Consider the following 16,865-nt stretch of genomic DNA (forward strand, 5'->3'; position numbering starts at 1 on the left):
GGACAGCACGCGCCGGGGATGCGCTCCCGGCCGCGGCGCGGGCCGCCGGCCGGGAGCGGCGGAGATCAGCCGGCAACCCTGACCGCGGCGTAGTACTTGTTCGCGGTCTTGAGGCAGGCGGCCTTCATTTTCTTCCGCATCGCCGGGGTGAGCGGGTCGGCCCAGGGCTTGTACTGGCAGGCCTGGCGCATGTCCTGGAGGAATACATCATCGATGCGCTTCTTGTGGTCCCTGCGCCAGGCGGTCTTCCCCACAATTGTTTTGTAGTTGCGGTAACCGAAGTCGTGGCGGTGGCAGGAGTAGGTGAAGTCATAGCCGCCCGGCAGCTTCTCCGGCGAGCTGTTGCAGCCGTTGGTGCTCCAGTTGAACCGGAAGTAGTTCGAGCCCGAGCGGTACAGCCCGAGGTACTTGAACCAGGCGTCCTGGGACGCCTGTCCCTTGCTTGTCAGCGACTTGAGCTTCTTCAGCCGGTACGCCCCGCCGACCGCGGGACCGGCCACGTCCGCCACGGAGACCTGCTGCGCCACCGCGGACGGTCCGGTCGTGACCGCCGCCGTTGCCGGCGCCTCGGCGAGCGCGGGTGCCGCCGTCCCCAGAGCGAGGACACCGGCCAGTACGACACCTCCGAAAGAGGTCCGTATCGTGTTCACTTGTTTCCTTCCCCGTTTTCATGCTGCATGGAAGCCGTATCCGAAATCGGCTTCAGGGAGGAAAATAGCGCGACAGCGGGGCTCTGCAGAGGGAATTAAAGGGAATGCCCGGGCGCTCCCTCAAGGAACCTTGCATTCCGCAAAGCCTGACATGGCGGATGGCGTGGTCATTTGACCGCTACGCCCGGATGTGCGCAATGGACAAAAGCGGTTCCATGCGCACCAATTTCCCACGCACGCACATCGCTGTGATCTGGGACACCCGTCTGCGCCGAGGACGCCAATGCGCCGCGCCCCGGCCCGGCCGGGCGGGGCGGGGCGGGGCGGGCGGTGAGCAGGGCGGCGGCGGGCGGTGCGGTCAGGCGCCCGGGCCGCCGCGCCGCCGGGGCAGCTGCGTCTCCAGGGTGTCGTCCTCGTCGGAGCCGGGACCGGAGCCGGAACCCGCAGCGACGGTGGCGGTGCCGGTGCCGGCGGCTCCGGGCCCTCCGCCACCCTCCGCGCTCCCCTCGCCCTCGTCGCCGCCCTCCCCCACCGGTGCCTTCCCGGTGAGCACCGCCAGGCTGTTGCGGACATGGGTCATATGGACGCGTACCTCTTCGCGCTCCGCGTCGTGTGCGCGCAGGATCCGCTCGGTGGCGCGCTCGGCGCGTTCCGCCTCCGCCCGAGCCCGGTCCAGGAGTCCGGCGGCGCGGTCCTCGCCGTCCTCCTGGCGGTGCCGGGCGGCTTCCTCCGCCTCCGCGTACAGCCGCCGGGCGTCGGCGCGGAGGGCCTTCCCGCGGGCGTCCAGCTCCGCGACGCGCCGGTCCGTCTCCGCCTCCAGCGCCACGAGTTCCCGCCCGGCCGCTTCCCACTCTTCCGTCTGCCGCTTCTCCTGGTCGCCGAGCAACTGCGCGGTGCGCCGGCGCACCTCCGCCAGCTCCTCGGCCGCCTCGCTCCGCAGCCGTTCGGCGTCCTCGGCCGCCACGGCCGCCAGTTCCGTGGCCTCCCCGCGGGCCGCCCGGTCCGTGCGCCGGGCCCGGGTGTCCGCCTCGGCCCGCAGCGCGTAGGCCGCCCGCTCGGCCGCGTCCCGGACGTCGTCCGCATGGGCGGCGGCCTCGCCGCGCATCTGCTCGGCCGCCTGCTCCGCCTCGGCCCGCAGCCGTGCCGCCTCGGACTCCGCGGTCGTCAGGATCAGCCGGGCGTCGCTGCCGAGCGATTCATAGGTCTGCGGCGGCTGCTGCGCCAGATAGGCGCGCAGCTCCGCGAGTTCGGCCTCCATCTGCTTGGACAGGACGGTGAGCCGTGCGGCGCGCTCCCAGCAGGAGTCGCGGTCCACCGAGAGCCCCGTGACCCGGCGGTCCACATCCTCCGGCCGGTAGCCACGCCCTCGTACGGCCTCGAACCCGTGAGGCGAAACCGATGCACTCATCCCTCAAGCCCCTCTCCGCCGCGCACAGCAGTCGCGCGACCCGCAGCGTTCCGCTTCATCTCGCATGATTCCGTGCAGCACCGTGCAGTGACCCGCACTTCCCGCGGATCGCACCGAAAGCCGCACCCTCGCGGCACTCCGTCCAACCCACCCACCAGGATGCGTTATTTATCGCCAGAAGTCGGAATCCGATCATCTGCGCGCAGCGCCTGGAACAACCGCCTCGCCCCGGCTTCGTCCCACTGCAGCACCGACCCGACGCCGCTCACCATCACCCCGGGCCGTACCACCGGAACCGTCGTCGCCGTCCCGCCGCCCCCGGCGATCTGCTTCATCGACCAGCCCATATCCAGCACCCGCGCCATGTCGGCGCCCCGGTCCACGGTCAGCGCCGCCAGCGAGGTGTGCAGCACCCGCTGCAGCCGGGACGGATCGAGCAGGACGTCCGGGGACGCCATCTCGTCGGCAACCGCACCGAGCAATTGCCGCTGGCGCTTCACCCGTCCGAGGTCACCGTCGGGGTCGGTATACCGGGCCCGTACGTACGCCAGCGCCTGGGCGCCGTTCATCCGCCGGCAGCCCGCCGCGAAGTCCGCGCCCGACTTCTCGTCCCGCAGCGGCTTGTCCAGACACAGCCGCACCCCGTCCAGGGCGTCCACGACCTGCACGAACCCCAGGAAGTTCACCTCGGCATAGCGGTCCATCCGCAGCCCGGTCGCCTGCTCCACCGTTCGGGTGAGCAGCTGCGGCCCGCCGTCCGCGTAGGCCTCGTTGATCTTGCGGCTGCCGTGGCCGGGTATCGGGACATAGCTGTCGCGCGGCAGGCTGACCAGCGACGGTCCGTGATCGCCGTAGTGCAGCACCATGATCGTGTCGGTGTTCCGCACGTCGTTGTTGCCGACGTGCAGGTCCCTGCGCTGCTGCGGGGTCAGCGCGCCGCGGCTGTCCGAGCCGACCAGCAGCCAGTTCGTGCCCTTGCCCGCGGGCGGCCGCCCCGGATAGCCGGCCAGCGCGTCCCGGTGCCGCAGCTGCCGGCCCGCCGAGACGTACAGCCAGGCCCCGATCGCGACTACCACCACGGCCAGCACCAGCAGCGTCACCAGGAGCCACACGAGCCACGCCCACCGGCGCCGGGGCGGGCCAGGACCGCGCAGCGACCCGGCCGTCCGCCGCCGGTGCCACCAGCGCGGGCGCCCCGCCCGGTACAGCGTCGCCGGCGTCGGCGACGACGGCTGCGACAACGGGGGTATCGGACGGCCCATATAGGCATGGTCAGGGCACCCGACCCGTCCCGCTCGTCGAACGCCCTGACCATGCCGCTACCGCGGAGCCCGCCGCCCCCGGTAGAGCGCCGCCACCGCCTCTACAACAGCCCGTCCCACATCTGCTCCAGGAGCACCGACCACCAGTTCTCCGGCGAACCCAGCGCCGGCGGGTCCAGCGCGACCAGCTGCGCCTGGAAGTCGACGGTCCAGCGGCCCGCCTGCTCGGGCGTCAGCCCGTACCGCAGCCGCCACATCCGCCCGAGCATCGCCAGACAGCGCGCGAACTCCGGCAGGCCGGAGTTCACGAACTGCGGCGTCGCGGGCGCACCACCGGGACCGGCCTCCATCGGCACCGCCACGATGTGCGCGGTCCCGTACTGCACACACAGCTGACGGCCGAAGTCATTGCCCATCACCAGATACGACCCGGCGTCCGAGGCCGGCTGCACCATCCGCTCCGCCGCCAGCTCCGCCAGCGTCGGCACCGGCCGGTGCGGCTGCGCCTGCGCCCAGAAGAACGGCCCGAAGTCGACCGGCAGCCCGGAGCACACCAGCGTCTGCGCCACCACCTCGGGCACACCGTGCCGGGAAACCGCCCGCTGATCGAAACGGAAGATCCCCTGCGGCCCGAACGCCTGCTCCAGCTCCTGCCCGACCGCCTGCGGCGGCACCGGGGGCACCGGCTGCACCTGCGACGGATGCGGCAACGGCACCCGCACCGGCGCCGGCCGCGCCGGACCGTCCGCGACCTGGTGCAACTCGCCCTGATGCTCGACGAGATGCCGTACGCCCTGCTGGCGCGAGGCGTGGTCCCTGCCGTACGCGGCGGTATGGCTGATCCGCACCTGCGGCCAGGTGTCCCGGATCATCCGGGCGCAGTAGCCACCCGGCAGATCGCAGCACTCCAGCTCCGTGTGCAGCTCCAGCACCTGCTGCGGGGGAACGTTCATCCCGCGCAGCTCGTGCAGCAGCTGCCACTCCGGATGCGGCGTACCGGGCGCCGAACGACGCACGATCTTCTGCTCGGAGCCGTCCGGCGCGCGGTAGCTGAGCACGGCCATATAGCCCGGGCCGACGGTCGGCTGACCGCTGGGCGCCTGCGGATAGCCGTACGCACCGCTGCCGCCGGGGGCCGGGGCACCGGGGCCCTGCTGCGCTCCGGGCGGTCCCTGCGGAGGTCCGGGCTGTCCCTGCGGAGGCGGGGGCGGGGCGGGCTGACCGGGCGGGGCCTGGGGCGGGGCGACGGGGCCGGCCGGCGGTGGCATACCGGGGCCGCCGGTACCGCCGCCGGGCCCGTGGGCACCCGGACCGCCGGCACCCGCGAGGTTGGCCTGCAGGGACGCACCGTCGGCGAGCATCGTCGCCGCCGCATGCACCCCGCCACCACCGGCGCCACCCGCGGCGGGTGGTGCGGCGGGCGGAGGCGGACCGTCCGGGCTGCCGGCACCCCGGCCGCCCGCGGACGCGGTGGGCCTGCCGGGCGGGCCGGGGGGCTTGGGCGCGCCGGGGGGACCGGGCGGCTTGGGCGCACCGGGCGGGCCGGGAGGCGCGGGCGGCGGCACGCCGGGGCCACCGGTACCGCCGCCGGGACCGTGGGCACCCGGACCGCCGGCACTCGCGAAACCGGCCTGCAGGGAGGCGCCGTCGGCGAGCATCGTCGCCGCCGCATGCACCCCACCGCCACCGGTATCACCCGCGGCGGGGGAACCCGTGCCACCGGGGCCGGATCCGGCAGCGCCGGACCCCTCGGGACCACCGGCCGCACTCGCCCCGCCCGGCCCGTCCGTCCCGCCCGGCCCGTCCACCGCACTGAGATCCAGCTCCGCCGCGTCCAGCTGCGAGACCATACGCGTCGGTACGTAGCCACCGGCCGGGGCTCCGGACGCACGGGACGCGCCGGGGCCGGACGCGCCGGGGCCGGACGCCGCGGGCCCGCCAAACGTGCCCGCACCGGCGGGACCCGGCACACCGGGAGGCGGCGGCGGGCCCGCGGCGGCGTTACCCGGCAGCGACGAACCATCGGCCAGCATCGTCGCCGCGGCATGTACCCCGGCATCCCCACCGGCCGCGGGCGGCGCAGGCGGCGTCCCGGAGCCGGACACAGTGGCACCCGGCGGGGGCGGTACATCGGCGACCGGCGGGCCGGACGGCGGCGGCAGATCCGGCAGCCCCGCGGCGGCGGGCGGCGCGGCAGGCATCGGCGGCGGCACGGGGACGCCACCCGCCCCGCCGGCCGGGCGCGCCTGACCGGCTTCCAGACCGGCACCGGGGCCTGCATCGGGCCCCGCACCGGGACCGGCCCCGTCCGGCAGGTCCACCGCGGGCGCCATCTGCGTACGCGGCAACTGACTGCCGCCGTGCAGCAGTTCGGTCTTCGCCTCCGGCCGGGCGCGGGGCACCTGCGGGGTGTCGTCCTCCTCGCCGAAGCCGGCCAGCGGCGGCGCGAAGACCGTCGCGGGCAGCTCCACCGAGCGGTCGTCGCCCCCCGCGCCGCCGGTCGTGTCCGCCCCGGCCCACGGCGTCGGCGCACCGGCAGCACCAGGGGCCCCGGCCGCCTCCTCACCAGCGTGGGCGGCCGCACCCTCGTCGGTGCCGTTGACGTTCACCCCCGCCCAGGCATCCGAGGCCGGCGGCGCGGCAGCGGGTGCGGGCACAGCGGACGGAGGAGCCGCGGACGAAGCCGCCGGGGAAACCGCCGGCGCCGCACCCGCAGTTCCCGCGGCACCCACGCCCCCGGCACCCGTACCCCCGGCACCCGTACTCCCACCACTCGTACTCCCGGCCCCCCGCCGACCCTGCCCGCCGATCGTGTCCGCCACCTCCTGCAGCCACTCCGGCGGCGTCAGCAGAAACGACGTGGCCTCCAGGTCGATCCGCTGCGGCGGCACCTCGGGCGCGCCGTACCCGCCGTCCGCGGGAGCGCCGTACGCCTCCTCGTAACGCCGGATCACCTCACCCACCGGCAGCCCCGGCCACAGCGTCGTCTCCCCGCTGTCCCGCGCGATCACCATCCGGGCCCGGCCGCCGTCCGTCGACGGACCACCCTCCCGGTCCTCGGCCCAGGCCACGAAGCCCAGATCGAACTCCCGCACCCGCACCTCACGGTGCAGCGGCCCCGGGACGTCGCCGTTCACCCACAGCTCGGCGCGCTCCTGCGCCTGCGCGAACGTCACCACCGTGCTCAGCCCCCCACCGCAACCGCGTACGCAAAACCGCCGTCGACCATCAGGTTCGCCACGGTGTCCAGCTCCGGCGGATTGCCCACCAGCCGCTGCAGGAACTCATCGAAATCCGCGCCGCACGGCAACAGCAGCCGCTCCACCCGCTCCTGCACCGTCCAGCCGTCCTGGTCCCGCGCATCGTCGTACGGGCAGAACCACACCGAACCGAGCGCCTCGCCGCGCACCTTCACCGCGACCACACCGCCCTGGACGAACGCCACGCCCAGGTAGTCCTTGGTGAAGTGGTCCCGCAGGCACTTGTTCACATAGATCAGGTCATTGACTGCCGCGTCGTCGCGCACCGTGAAGAACGGCTGGTCGAGCAGCAGCCCCAACTCCGCATCCAGCGCCGCGCCCACCGGAGCGCAGCCGCCCGCGGCCTTCAGGAACGACCGGTAGGCACCCGGCAGCCGATAGCCCAGCGCCTCCTCGGCCTGTGCCACCTGCTCCTCACCCACCGACAGATCACGGTGCGGCAGCCCGAAATGGACCGGCCGGGTCTCCTGCAGCGGCCGGGTACCACGCCGGTCGTGCGCCACCGCGGCCGTCGCCAGCCCGCCGTGATGGCGCAACAGCGCCTTCACCTCGACCGGGATCAGCTCCATCCGCCGGGTACCGGCCACGTGATGCCAGGTCCAGCCGTGCGGCGTCGCCACGGCCGGCACATCTATCCACAGCTCGTGCCCCTGCGCGTGCAGGGCCGCGTTCGCCGACACATAGTCCGTCAGCCGCAGCTCGTCGACGCCGAAACCCTCCGGCGGCTCGGCGATCTCCGCCGCGGCGCGCGCATACGGCGAGAACTCCGGGAAACCGCGGGCGTCCATCCGCACCCCGGCGGGGTACCGCGTGGCGCGGACCGGGTCCGGAAAATGCACGACCTGTCCGGCATAGGCCGCATTCGGTGGGGCGGTACCTCCCACCACCTGGGGGCCGGGGTGTGCCCCCAGCCCTTGCCGACCTGTCGTCATCGCGGTTGCCCCCTGGCTGAAGCTGGCTTTGGGGCACAGCCTATGCCGTACCGCAACACCCGCCCCCGCCCGCCTGCCCCCACACGTCAGCCCCGCGACACACCCGCGTCACCCACCGGCACACCACCCCCGAGCCCCCCGCGCACCACCCCGCCCACCAGCCGCGTTCCACCGCGCCCGACGCCCCGTCAGCTCACCGTGACATCGCCGACAGGCCGCCCGACTACCGCAACGCCCAGCACATTTGGCAGGCTGACCCTCCCCCACCATTGACGGGGAGACCCCCAGCACCACGGGGATTCGGGGAGGGAAAGCACCACCATGAGCACCACTGCACGCCACCACAACTCAGCCGCCGGCGATCCCCGCACCGCCGCCGGCGACCCACGCATCGGCTGGAGCGGCACCACCGACGCCCATCGCGCGCCCGCCCTCCACCACCGCCGCGACGGCATCCTCCCCACCATCGGCGCCGCCTTGTCCGTACGCGGACAAACCCTCACCTGCACCGCGAGCAAGGCCGAACAGCCCCCCGCCCTCCACCCGCTGGTGCAGGACTTCCTCGACACCCTCGCCACCGCACAGCGCGAACGTTTCACCGGACGCTGCCCCGAAGCCGTCCTGCTCTCCCGCCACCTCACGGCCGTCGAGGGCAACCGCGGCAAACGCGCCTCCCGCAAACCCCTCACCAACGGCGAAGCCCGCCGCTCCCTGAAACACTCCAAGATCACCGCACGCCACATCCGCGAGGACGGCGACCCCCAGCACGGCAGCTACGCCCCGCCCTGCCGCTCCTGCGACGCACTCCTCGCCCACTTCGGCGTCATGCCCATCAGCGGCACCACGCCCACAGGAAGCTGACCGCCACCATGCCGCCCACCACCCCCGGCCCCCGCACCCCGGCCCACGACCGCGCCGACTCGACCCGCTTCCCCGCCGCCGTCGACGTCGCCCTCCAGGAAGCCGGCTGGCAACCCGGCCGCTGGGACATACAGCAGGCCGAACACTGGGCCGACACCCTCCGCGGCCACACCTCCCCCGCCGGCCACCGCCACACCGTCTTCCCCGCCGCCGTCGAGGCCTGGGCCGAATTCGGCGACCTGCACATCACCGGCCCCGGCCCGGGGCGCCACATCGCCCCCACCCCGTTCGCCATCAACCCCCTGCACGGGCTCCACCTCGCCCGCACCCTCGGCGACCTCGGCCGCGCACTGGAAACCGACGTGGCCCCCCTCGGCCGCGAAGAACTCACCACCGACGGCACCACGTACGGCCAGGCCACTCTCGCCATCGACACCGAAGGCCGCGTCTACAGCCTCGACCACACCGGCGACTGGTACCTGGGCCCCGACCTCGACAGCGCCCTCGGCACGCTGGTACTGGGCACGAGGCCGAGCCGGCTCGGCTTCACGAGTTACGGCTGACGCCGTAGGTGTCGCCGGTTCTTTTCCCGCCTCCGGCGGGGGTGGGTGGGGTTTGGGCGGGGGCCGCGGGTCGCCTCCGGCGGGGGTGGGGTTTGGGCGGGGGCCGCTTGCGCTGTGTGGTGGGTGCCGGTGGCGGGCCTCCGGGGGTGGGGGTGAAAGTTCTTAAAAACCAGTGGCTCGGCCCGCATCGTGGTGCGGGCCGAGCCACTGGTCTTTTGCTTTCTTCACCCCCACCGGGGTGGGGCCTCAACGGACAGGAGGTGGCGGGGGCGGAGGGGTGTGTTGTCGGACGTAAAGCGAAGCAGTCCGACAACACACCCCGGAGCCCCCGTCACCGGCACCCACCACAAACCCGGGCCCCACCCCAACACACCCCACCCCGCCGAAGGCGGAAACACAGACGACAACCAACCCCGCCCCCGCCGAAGGCGGGAAAGAACAACAGCAACAAAAACGGTGGGTCACCCGGCCACGTGGGAAGTCACCGCTGTGGCGGCACGGCAACGTGGGCGGCAGGAACAATCGCTGACACCCGGAACCCACCCGCCTCCGTCGGCCCCGAGACGAACACGCCGCCGAGTGCCGTCACCCGCTCCCGCATCCCCACCAGGCCGTTGCCGCCGCTCGGCAACCCCGCATCGGCCGCGCCGCCCTCGCAGGGCCCGTTCTCCACCTGGACGGCGAGCTCGCCGTCCCGGTGCGCCAGCCGCACCCGCGCCCGCGCACCCGGCGCATGCTTGTGCACATTCGTGAGCGCTTCCTGCACCACGCGGTACACGGTCCGCTCCACCCCCGCCGCATACCGGCGCCCGGCCACGGCAGACGTCCCCTCCCCCGCAGATCCGTCCTCCGCAAACCCGTCTTCCGCAGTCCCGTCCACCATCAGCTCGACCGCCATCCCGGCCGCCCGGGACTGGCCCACCAGATCCGCCAGCTCCGTCAGACACGGCCCCTCGGAATCCGCGTCCCCCGTGCCGGACACCGGCGACGCCGCCGCCCCGGGACCGGAGTCACCGGCCACCGCGGACGACGCCGGCGCCCCGTCCTCGGACGCCTCGGACATCTGCGCCTGCACCGTCGCCTTCGCCCCCGCCTGCGACGCCACCGCCGCCAGCCGCTCCGGCGCGCCCGACGCCGCAGCGCCACGCCCCGCCGCCCCCTCGGCCGTACGCAACACCCCCAGCATCTCCCGCAGCTCCGTCAGCGCCTGGCGCCCCATGTCGCCGACCAGCGCCGCGTTCTTCGAGGCCTTCTCCGGGTCCTTCAGCGCCACGGCCTGGAGCGCGGCCGCGTGCACCACCATCAGACTCACCCGGTGCGCGACCACGTCGTGCATCTCCCGCGCGATCCGGGTCCGCTCCTCGTTACGGGCCCACTCGGCCCGCTCCTCGGCCCGGTCCGCCAGCAGCGACAGCTCGCGCTCCAGACCGTCCGCCCGCTCCCGCAGGCTCTCCACCAGCCGGCGCCGGGCCGCGATATACATCCCCCACAGCACCGGCGGCGCCGTCAGCACCAGCCCCACCGCCAGCGCTATCAACGGCACGAACCACATCGGCGGATGGAAGTCCTGCTGCGCCGCGACGTCCTCGCGCAGGCTGAGGAACGTCGTCACCAACGTCCCCGTCACCGTCATGCCCGCCAGCAGGGCCGTGATCCGGCGCGGCACATCCGACGCGGCCAGCGTGTACAGCCCCACCACGCTCAGCAGCCCGCCCATCTCCGCGGGCATCACCGCGATCGAGACCAGCACCACCACCACGGGCCAGCGCCGGCGCACCAGCAGCACCGGCCCCGCCAGCAGGCCGAGCACGATCCCCAGCAGCTCGGGCACCTGCGCCTCGTGCGCGAAATCGATGCCCTCCACCGCACACTCCACTGCGGAAGCCACCGCCAAAAACACATCCAGCGCCGCACTCCGCCGCCGGGCCCACCACCACGGCCCCGTTACCGGCGCACCCCGCGCGCCCACACCTTCACTTGCCCCCGTCGCGGTCATACCGCCCAGCCTACGGGCGCCCGCACCCGATTCCCCGCCCCGTTACCGGTCATAGACCAGGCCCATTACCAGCCCTTACCAGTGGTTATCGCTCGAACTGTTGAATCGCCCACATTTTCGCCCCTTATGCCCGCCTGGTCACGGCACCCTGTTCCCATGCCGAACACCCATCGCAGTCACTCCGACTACGAGGCGTTACGCCCCCAGGTCGTCGCCCTGCGCCGCGCCGGCCTCAGCCGCCGCCAGATCCGCGACCGCCTCCACGTCCACAACAACGACATCCTCAACCGCCTCCTCGAAGGCGTCCCCGCCCCCGACTGGACCCGCCGCCCGAACGCCAAGGACGACCTGCGCGCCCGCGCCCGCGAGCTGCGGAAGCAGGGCCGGACCTACGACGAGATCCAGGTCGAACTGGGCTGCTCGAAGAGTTCGATCTCGCTGTGGGTACGGGACCTGCCGAAACCGCCGCCCCGCACCCCCGAAGAGGCCTCGGCCATCGCCCGGCGCGGCTGGGAGGCCACCCTCAAGCGGCGCGAGGAGGAGCGGCAGCGGACGAAACAGGCCGCGACGCGCATCGGCAAGCTCACCGACCGGGAGCTCTTCCTGATCGGCGTCGGCCTGTACTGGTCCGAGGGCAGCAAGAGCAAGCCGTACCGCCTCAGCGAACGCGCCGTCTTCATCAACAGCGACCCCGGCATGATCCGGGTCTACCTCGCATGGCTCCGCCTGCTGGGCGTGGACAGTGAGCGGCTGCGGTTCTACGTACACATCCACGAGTCGGCCGACATCGGGGCCGCGGAGCAGTTCTGGGCCGGCATCACAGACGCCGATCCGTCGGCCTTCGGCAAGACCACGCTCAAGAGACACAACCCCAAAACGGTCCGTAAGAACGTCGGGGAGAACTACCACGGCTGCCTGATGATCCACGTTTCGCAAAGCGCGGAGCTATACCGTCGCATCGAAGGCTGGTGGTACGGCATAGTGTTGGGTGCCGAGCGATCAGCCTGACGGGGTGTCCGGTTTGATCCTCTTTATTATCCCCCGTGGTGTAATGGGCAACACTGTCGGTTTTGGTCCGACCATTAGAGGTTCGAGTCCTCTCGGGGGAGCCCTCTCCCACATGCAGATTTCGGGTCCCGGCTACCAAGTCGGGACCCGCCCGCGTTTCGGCTGCTATACGCACCGGTATCCTTCGGGTGACCACCACCCGAAGTAGCCAAGAAGCCGAAGGGCATCCCCGTGAGCGCCAACCGCCCGGCAGCCGTCGTCGTTCTCGCAGCGGGTGAGGGCACCCGCATGAAGTCGGCGACCCCCAAGGTCCTGCACGCACTCTGCGGCCGCTCCCTCGTCGGACATGTCGTCGCCGCCTCCCGAGAGCTGGATCCCGAGCATCTCGTCGTGGTCGTCGGCCATGCCCGTGAGCAGGTGCAGGCGCATCTGGCCGAGGTCGACCCCGCCGCCCGCACCGCCGTGCAGCACGAGCAGAAGGGCACCGGCCACGCGGTCCGTACCGCCCTGGAAGAGCTGAGCAACGGCGGTGTCGCCCTCGACGGCACCGTCATCGTCGTCTGTGGCGACACCCCGCTGCTGACCGGCGAGACCCTGCGGCTGCTCAGCGACACGCACGCGGCGGACGGCAATGCCGTGACCGTCCTGTCCGCCGAGGTCCCGGACTCCACCGGCTACGGGCGCATCGTGCGCGAGGCGGGCACCGGCGCGGTGACCGCGATCGTCGAGCACAAGGACGCCACCGCGGGCCAGCGCGCGATCCGGGAGATCAACTCGGGCGTCTTCGCCTTTGACGCGCAGCTCCTGGTGGATGCGCTCGGCAAGGTCCGTACGGACAACAGTCAGGGCGAGGAGTACCTGACCGATGTGCTGGGGATCGTGCGGGAGGCCGGGCACCGCGTCGGTGCGGCGGTGTCCGCCGACCACCGGGAGATCCTGGGGATCAACAACCGCGTGCAGCTGGCACAGGCGCGGCGGCTGCTGAACGACCGGCTGCTGGAGCGGGCGATGCTGGCCGGTGTGACGGTGGTGGATCCGGCGTCGACGTGGGTGGATGTGTCGGTGACGTTCGAGCCGGACGCGACGGTCCACCCGGGTACGGAGCTGCGGGGTGCCACGCATCTCGCCACGGGCGCCGAGGTGGGTCCGCACTCCCGGCTGACGGACACGTCGGTGGGTGCGGGCGCGGTGGCGTCGTTCACGGTGGCCGAGGGTGCGCGGATCGGTGAGGGTGCGAGTGTCGGTCCTTACGCGTATCTGCGGCCGGGGACGGATCTGGGTCCGAAGGCGAAGGCCGGCACGTATGTGGAGATGAAGAACGCCTCGATCGGCGAGGGCACGAAGGTGCCGCATCTTTCGTATGTGGGAGATGCCACGATCGGTGACTTCACCAATATCGGTGCGGCGAGTGTCTTTGTGAACTACGACGGTGAGGCGAAACACCACACGACGGTCGGGTCGCATTGCAAGACGGGGTCGGACAACATGTTTGTGGCTCCGGTCACGGTCGGGGACGGCGCTTATACGGCGGCGGGCTCGGTCATCACCAAGGATGTGCCCCCGGGTTCGCTGGCGGTCGCGCGTGGCCAGCAGCGGAATATCGAGGGTTGGGTCGCGCGGAAGCGGCCCGGAAGCGCCGCCGCGCAGGCGGCTTCGGCTGCTCGCCAGGATGCCCAGGGCGAGCGGTGACCGTGCAAGGGGTGCGCCGTGCGGGGCGTACCGTGATGAACGCACGCAAACTGTGATTCGAGGAGATTTGCTGTGACCGGGATCAAGACGACCGGCGAGAAGAAGCTGATGCTCTTCTCCGGCCGCGCCCACCCCGAGCTTGCCGAGGAGGTCGCGCACCAGCTGGGTGTGGGCCTGGTCCCGACCAAGGCATTCGACTTCGCCAATGGTGAGATCTACGTCCGCTATCAGGAGTCGGCACGTGGCGCGGACTGCTTTTTGATTCAGAGCCACACGGCTCCGATCAATAAGTGGATCATGGAACAGCTGATCATGATTGATGCGCTGAAGCGGGCTTCGGCCCGGAGCATCACGGTGGTCGTGCCGTTCTACGGCTATGCGCGGCAGGACAAGAAGCACCGTGGCCGTGAGCCGATTTCGGCGCGGCTGATCGCGGATTTGATGAAGACCGCGGGTGCGCACCGTGTGGTGACCGTGGATCTGCACACGGACCAGATCATGGGCTTCTTCGACGGCCCGGTGGATCACCTTTTCGCGCTGCCGGTCCTTGCGGACTACGTGGGCGCGAAGGTGGACCGCGACAAGCTGACGGTGGTGTCCCCGGACGCCGGCCGGGTGCGGGTCGCGGACCGCTGGTGCGACCGCCTGGGTGCGCCGCTGGCGATCGTCCACAAGCGGCGTGACAAGGACGTGGCGAACCAGGTCACCGTGCACGAGGTCGTCGGCGATGTGAAGGACCGGGTGTGTGTCCTGGTCGACGACATGATCGACACCGGTGGCACGATCTGTGCGGCGGCGGATGCGCTGTTCGCGAATGGTGCCTCGGATGTGATCGTGACGGCGACGCACGGTGTGCTGTCGGGCCCGGCGGCGGACCGGCTGAAGAATTCGAAGGTGAGCGAGTTCGTGTTCACGAATACGCTGCCGACGCCTTCGGAGCTGGAGCTGGACAAGATCACGGTGCTGTCGATGGCGCCGACGATTGCCCGCGCGCTCCGTGAGGTGTTCGAGGACGGCTCGGTGACGAGCCTCTTCGAGGAGCAGTGAACTGACGGTGTCGGGCGGCCTGTGAGGTAGTCCGGGGCTGATCGACTTTGGGGCGGCCTTCCGGCCGGGTAGACTCATCGAGTTGCTCGGCGAGGGAGGCCGCCCTTTTGTGGTGGCTGTCCGTTATCGACGCGCTCTTCGTAGCAGGTCTGTCGTGGGCCGGGTAACGCCCACCAGATGTTTTCTGCGATACGAGGAGTGCCGTTATGGCTGAGGTCAAGCTCGCCGCCCAGGTTCGTACCGACTTCGGTAAGGGTGCCGCGCGTCGTGCGCGCCGCGCCGACCTGGTTCCGGCTGTCATCTACGGTCACGGCGCCGAGCCGCAGCACGTGGCGATCAACAGCCACGCGCTGATGATGGCGCTGAAGACGCCGAACGCCCTGATCCGTCTGGACTTCGAGGGCAAGACCGAGCTGGTCATCCCCAAGGCCGTGCAGCGTGAGGCGATCCGCCAGTTCCTGGTGCACGTGGACTTCCTGGCCGTGAAGAAGGGCGAGAAGGTCTCCGTCGAGATTCCGATCCACGTCGAGGGCGACCTGGCCCCGGGCCAGCTCGTGCTGGAGCACGTGCTGAACACGCTGCCGATCGAGGCCGAGGCCACTCACATTCCGGAGTCGGTCACGATTTCCGTCCAGGGCCTGGACGCGGGCGCTTCGGTGCTCGCCAAGGACGTCACGCTGCCGTCGGGTTCGGCGCTGGCCGTGGACGAGGACGCGGTCGTGCTGCAGGTTGTCGCGGCGCAGGCCGAGGCTCCGGCCGAGGAGGCCGGCGAGGGCGAGGGCGAAGGCGCCGAGGCCTGAGTCGTTTTCCGCTGAGGGATTTTCTCGGCGAGTGGTCCAGCCGCTGCCGCGCGCCTTGGGGCGCGGGGTGGCGGTTGGGCTGTTTCATGGGCAGTTGCGGTCGGGGCCGGTGCGGGGTTGCCGGCGGATGTGGGAGTGGCTGAGATGGCGGACGCTGATCCGTGGCTGGTGGTGGGGCTGGGTAATCCGGGCCCGGAGTATGCGCGTAATCGCCACAATGTGGGTTTCATGGTGGCGGATTTGCTGGCGGAGCGGATGGGGGGCCGTTTCAAGGCGCACAAGGCGCGGGCGCAGGTGGTGGAGGGGCGTTGTGGTGCGCCCGGTCCGTCGAGTCGTCGTGTGGTGGTGGCGAAGCCGTTGTCCTTCATGAATCTGTCGGGTGGGCCGACGACGGCGTTGCGGGATTTCTACAAGGTGCCGGTCGGCAACATCATTGCGATTCATGATGAGTTGGATATCGATTACGGCGCGTTGCGGCTGAAGCTGGGTGGCGGAGACAACGGTCACAACGGTCTGAAGTCGATCACGAAGTCGCTGGGCGCGGAGTATCACCGGGTGCGGTTCGGGATCGGGCGTCCGCCGGGCCGTATGCAGGTCGCGGATTTCGTGCTGAAGGATTTCTCCTCGGCGGAGCGACGCGAGCTGGATTATTTCGTGGACCGTGCCGCGGATGCGGTGGAGACGCTGATCGTGGACGGTCTGGAACGGGCGCAGAGTACGTACAACTCCTGAATGGGACAGCGGGGGTCAGGCTCTGACGAACCGTTGTCGGAGGTTGACCGGCTGCGGGTTATGGCCAAGGATCGCCGCCATGCCCAGAAGCAGTACGCGCACCCGCCCGGTCAGACGCAGTCGTACCCGGCGGGTCGGTGAGAGCGCCTATGGGGCGCTGCTTCTCGCCCGGACCGGTGTGATGGGTCTGCTGGCGTTGCTCCTGCTGGTGGCGGGGGTGTGGACGTCGTGGCACACGGCGCAGTACGCGATGCTCGTCAAGGCGCGGGAGCGCGGAATGATGACGGTGTCGGCGTGTGAGGCCGAGCAGTGCACCGGCTCGTATGTGCCGACCGGGGGCGATGGCCGGCCGCGGTCGAGGGTGACGATCGCGGAGGCGGCGGCGGGCGGCAAGGGCGAGCGGGTCGAGGTGACGGTCGAGCCGGGGACGGCGCGGGCGGTGCGGACCGGGGCGGGCGGGATCCTGCATGCGTGGGTGCCGTTCGCGGGGTCGTTGCTGCTGGCGGCGCTGGTGGTGGCCGGGGGGATGCGGCTGCGGCGTACGGCGTGGGTGATGGGTTTGCTGGGGGCGGTGTTGCTGGGCGCGGCATTCGCTGCGCTGTAGGCGGTACGACGGCGGCCCGCCCTCTCGGTGGAGAGGGCGGGCCGCCGTCGTGT

The 16,865-nt window shown here is 71.6% G+C and carries 14 protein-coding genes and 1 tRNA gene; 9 read left to right on the forward strand and 6 right to left on the reverse strand.

Going from position 1 to position 16,865, the window contains the following annotated elements; genetic code table 11:
* Positions 1-65: 65 nt before the first annotated feature.
* The 5 genes from ABR737_RS18935 to ABR737_RS18955 form a co-directional block, all read right to left on the reverse strand.
* Positions 66-650: a phospholipase A2 gene (locus ABR737_RS18935; protein ID WP_350251344.1), complete on the reverse strand. Its 585-nt coding sequence runs from the start codon at positions 648-650 to the stop codon at positions 66-68.
* 358 nt (positions 651-1,008) lie between these two features.
* Positions 1,009-2,058: a cellulose-binding protein gene (locus ABR737_RS18940; RefSeq protein ID WP_350251345.1), complete on the reverse strand. Its 1,050-nt coding sequence runs from the start codon at positions 2,056-2,058 to the stop codon at positions 1,009-1,011.
* Between the two features lie 164 nt (positions 2,059-2,222).
* A complete protein-coding gene (locus ABR737_RS18945; protein WP_350256842.1) occupies positions 2,223-3,158 on the reverse strand; it encodes an LCP family protein in 936 nt (311 codons plus the stop codon).
* A gap of 263 nt (positions 3,159-3,421) precedes the next feature.
* Positions 3,422-6,499: an SUKH-4 family immunity protein gene (locus ABR737_RS18950; protein WP_350251346.1), complete on the reverse strand. Its 3,078-nt coding sequence runs from the start codon at positions 6,497-6,499 to the stop codon at positions 3,422-3,424.
* A gap of 5 nt (positions 6,500-6,504) precedes the next feature.
* Positions 6,505-7,512, reverse strand: coding sequence for an SMI1/KNR4 family protein (locus ABR737_RS18955; RefSeq protein ID WP_350251347.1), 1,008 nt, complete (start codon positions 7,510-7,512; stop codon positions 6,505-6,507).
* Between the two features lie 321 nt (positions 7,513-7,833).
* Between ABR737_RS18955 and ABR737_RS18960 the strand changes: the two genes are divergently transcribed.
* Complete coding sequence (locus ABR737_RS18960; protein WP_350251348.1) at positions 7,834-8,373, forward strand: YwqJ-related putative deaminase; 540 nt, start codon at positions 7,834-7,836, stop codon at positions 8,371-8,373.
* 8 nt (positions 8,374-8,381) lie between these two features.
* Positions 8,382-8,936, forward strand: coding sequence for an SUKH-3 domain-containing protein (locus ABR737_RS18965; protein ID WP_350251349.1), 555 nt, complete (start codon positions 8,382-8,384; stop codon positions 8,934-8,936).
* Positions 8,937-9,417: 481 nt separating this feature from the next.
* On the opposite strand, the gene ABR737_RS18970 is transcribed toward ABR737_RS18965, so the two are convergent.
* On the reverse strand, positions 9,418-10,932 hold the full coding sequence (locus ABR737_RS18970; RefSeq protein WP_350251350.1) for a sensor histidine kinase: 1,515 nt from the start codon (positions 10,930-10,932) through the stop codon (positions 9,418-9,420).
* Positions 10,933-11,088: 156 nt separating this feature from the next.
* Here ABR737_RS18970 and ABR737_RS18975 point away from each other — a divergent pair, with 156 nt between their 5' ends.
* The 7 genes from ABR737_RS18975 to ABR737_RS19005 all read left to right on the forward strand — a co-directional run bounded on the left by ABR737_RS18975 (position 11,089) and on the right by ABR737_RS19005 (position 16,812).
* Positions 11,089-11,940, forward strand: a complete 852-nt coding sequence (locus ABR737_RS18975; protein ID WP_350251351.1) for a hypothetical protein — start codon at positions 11,089-11,091, stop codon at positions 11,938-11,940.
* A gap of 29 nt (positions 11,941-11,969) precedes the next feature.
* Positions 11,970-12,041, forward strand: a tRNA-Gln gene (locus ABR737_RS18980).
* A gap of 130 nt (positions 12,042-12,171) precedes the next feature.
* Positions 12,172-13,629, forward strand: a complete 1,458-nt coding sequence (glmU, locus tag ABR737_RS18985; RefSeq protein ID WP_350251352.1) for a bifunctional UDP-N-acetylglucosamine diphosphorylase/glucosamine-1-phosphate N-acetyltransferase GlmU — start codon at positions 12,172-12,174, stop codon at positions 13,627-13,629.
* Between the two features lie 72 nt (positions 13,630-13,701).
* On the forward strand, positions 13,702-14,676 hold the full coding sequence (locus ABR737_RS18990) for a ribose-phosphate diphosphokinase (RefSeq protein ID WP_350251353.1): 975 nt from the start codon (positions 13,702-13,704) through the stop codon (positions 14,674-14,676).
* A gap of 206 nt (positions 14,677-14,882) precedes the next feature.
* Positions 14,883-15,476: a 50S ribosomal protein L25/general stress protein Ctc gene (locus ABR737_RS18995; protein WP_350251354.1), complete on the forward strand. Its 594-nt coding sequence runs from the start codon at positions 14,883-14,885 to the stop codon at positions 15,474-15,476.
* A gap of 144 nt (positions 15,477-15,620) precedes the next feature.
* Positions 15,621-16,208: an aminoacyl-tRNA hydrolase gene (pth, locus tag ABR737_RS19000; RefSeq protein ID WP_159481256.1), complete on the forward strand. Its 588-nt coding sequence runs from the start codon at positions 15,621-15,623 to the stop codon at positions 16,206-16,208.
* A gap of 79 nt (positions 16,209-16,287) precedes the next feature.
* A complete protein-coding gene (locus ABR737_RS19005) occupies positions 16,288-16,812 on the forward strand; it encodes a hypothetical protein (protein WP_350251355.1) in 525 nt (174 codons plus the stop codon).
* The last annotated feature ends 53 nt before the right edge of the window (positions 16,813-16,865 follow it).

This window comes from Streptomyces sp. Edi2 (genome assembly GCF_040253635.1).
Taxonomy (GTDB): Bacteria; Actinomycetota; Actinomycetes; order Streptomycetales; family Streptomycetaceae; genus Streptomyces.

What these genes read in the sequence shown, in the direction of transcription:
- ABR737_RS18975 (WP_350251351.1), top strand. Translation starts at nt 11,089, where the DNA reads ATGCCGAACACCCATCGCAGTCACTCCGACTACGAGGCGTTACGCCCC.
- ABR737_RS18960 (WP_350251348.1), top strand. Translation starts at nt 7,834, where the DNA reads ATGAGCACCACTGCACGCCACCACAACTCAGCCGCCGGCGATCCCCGC.
- pth (WP_159481256.1), top strand. Translation starts at nt 15,621, where the DNA reads ATGGCGGACGCTGATCCGTGGCTGGTGGTGGGGCTGGGTAATCCGGGC.
- ABR737_RS18970 (WP_350251350.1), bottom strand. Translation starts at nt 10,932, where the DNA reads ATGACCGCGACGGGGGCAAGTGAAGGTGTGGGCGCGCGGGGTGCGCCG.
- ABR737_RS18940 (WP_350251345.1), bottom strand. Translation starts at nt 2,058, where the DNA reads ATGAGTGCATCGGTTTCGCCTCACGGGTTCGAGGCCGTACGAGGGCGT.
- ABR737_RS18995 (WP_350251354.1), top strand. Translation starts at nt 14,883, where the DNA reads ATGGCTGAGGTCAAGCTCGCCGCCCAGGTTCGTACCGACTTCGGTAAG.
- ABR737_RS18965 (WP_350251349.1), top strand. Translation starts at nt 8,382, where the DNA reads ATGCCGCCCACCACCCCCGGCCCCCGCACCCCGGCCCACGACCGCGCC.
- ABR737_RS18955 (WP_350251347.1), bottom strand. Translation starts at nt 7,512, where the DNA reads ATGACGACAGGTCGGCAAGGGCTGGGGGCACACCCCGGCCCCCAGGTG.
- ABR737_RS19005 (WP_350251355.1), top strand. Translation starts at nt 16,288, where the DNA reads ATGCCCAGAAGCAGTACGCGCACCCGCCCGGTCAGACGCAGTCGTACC.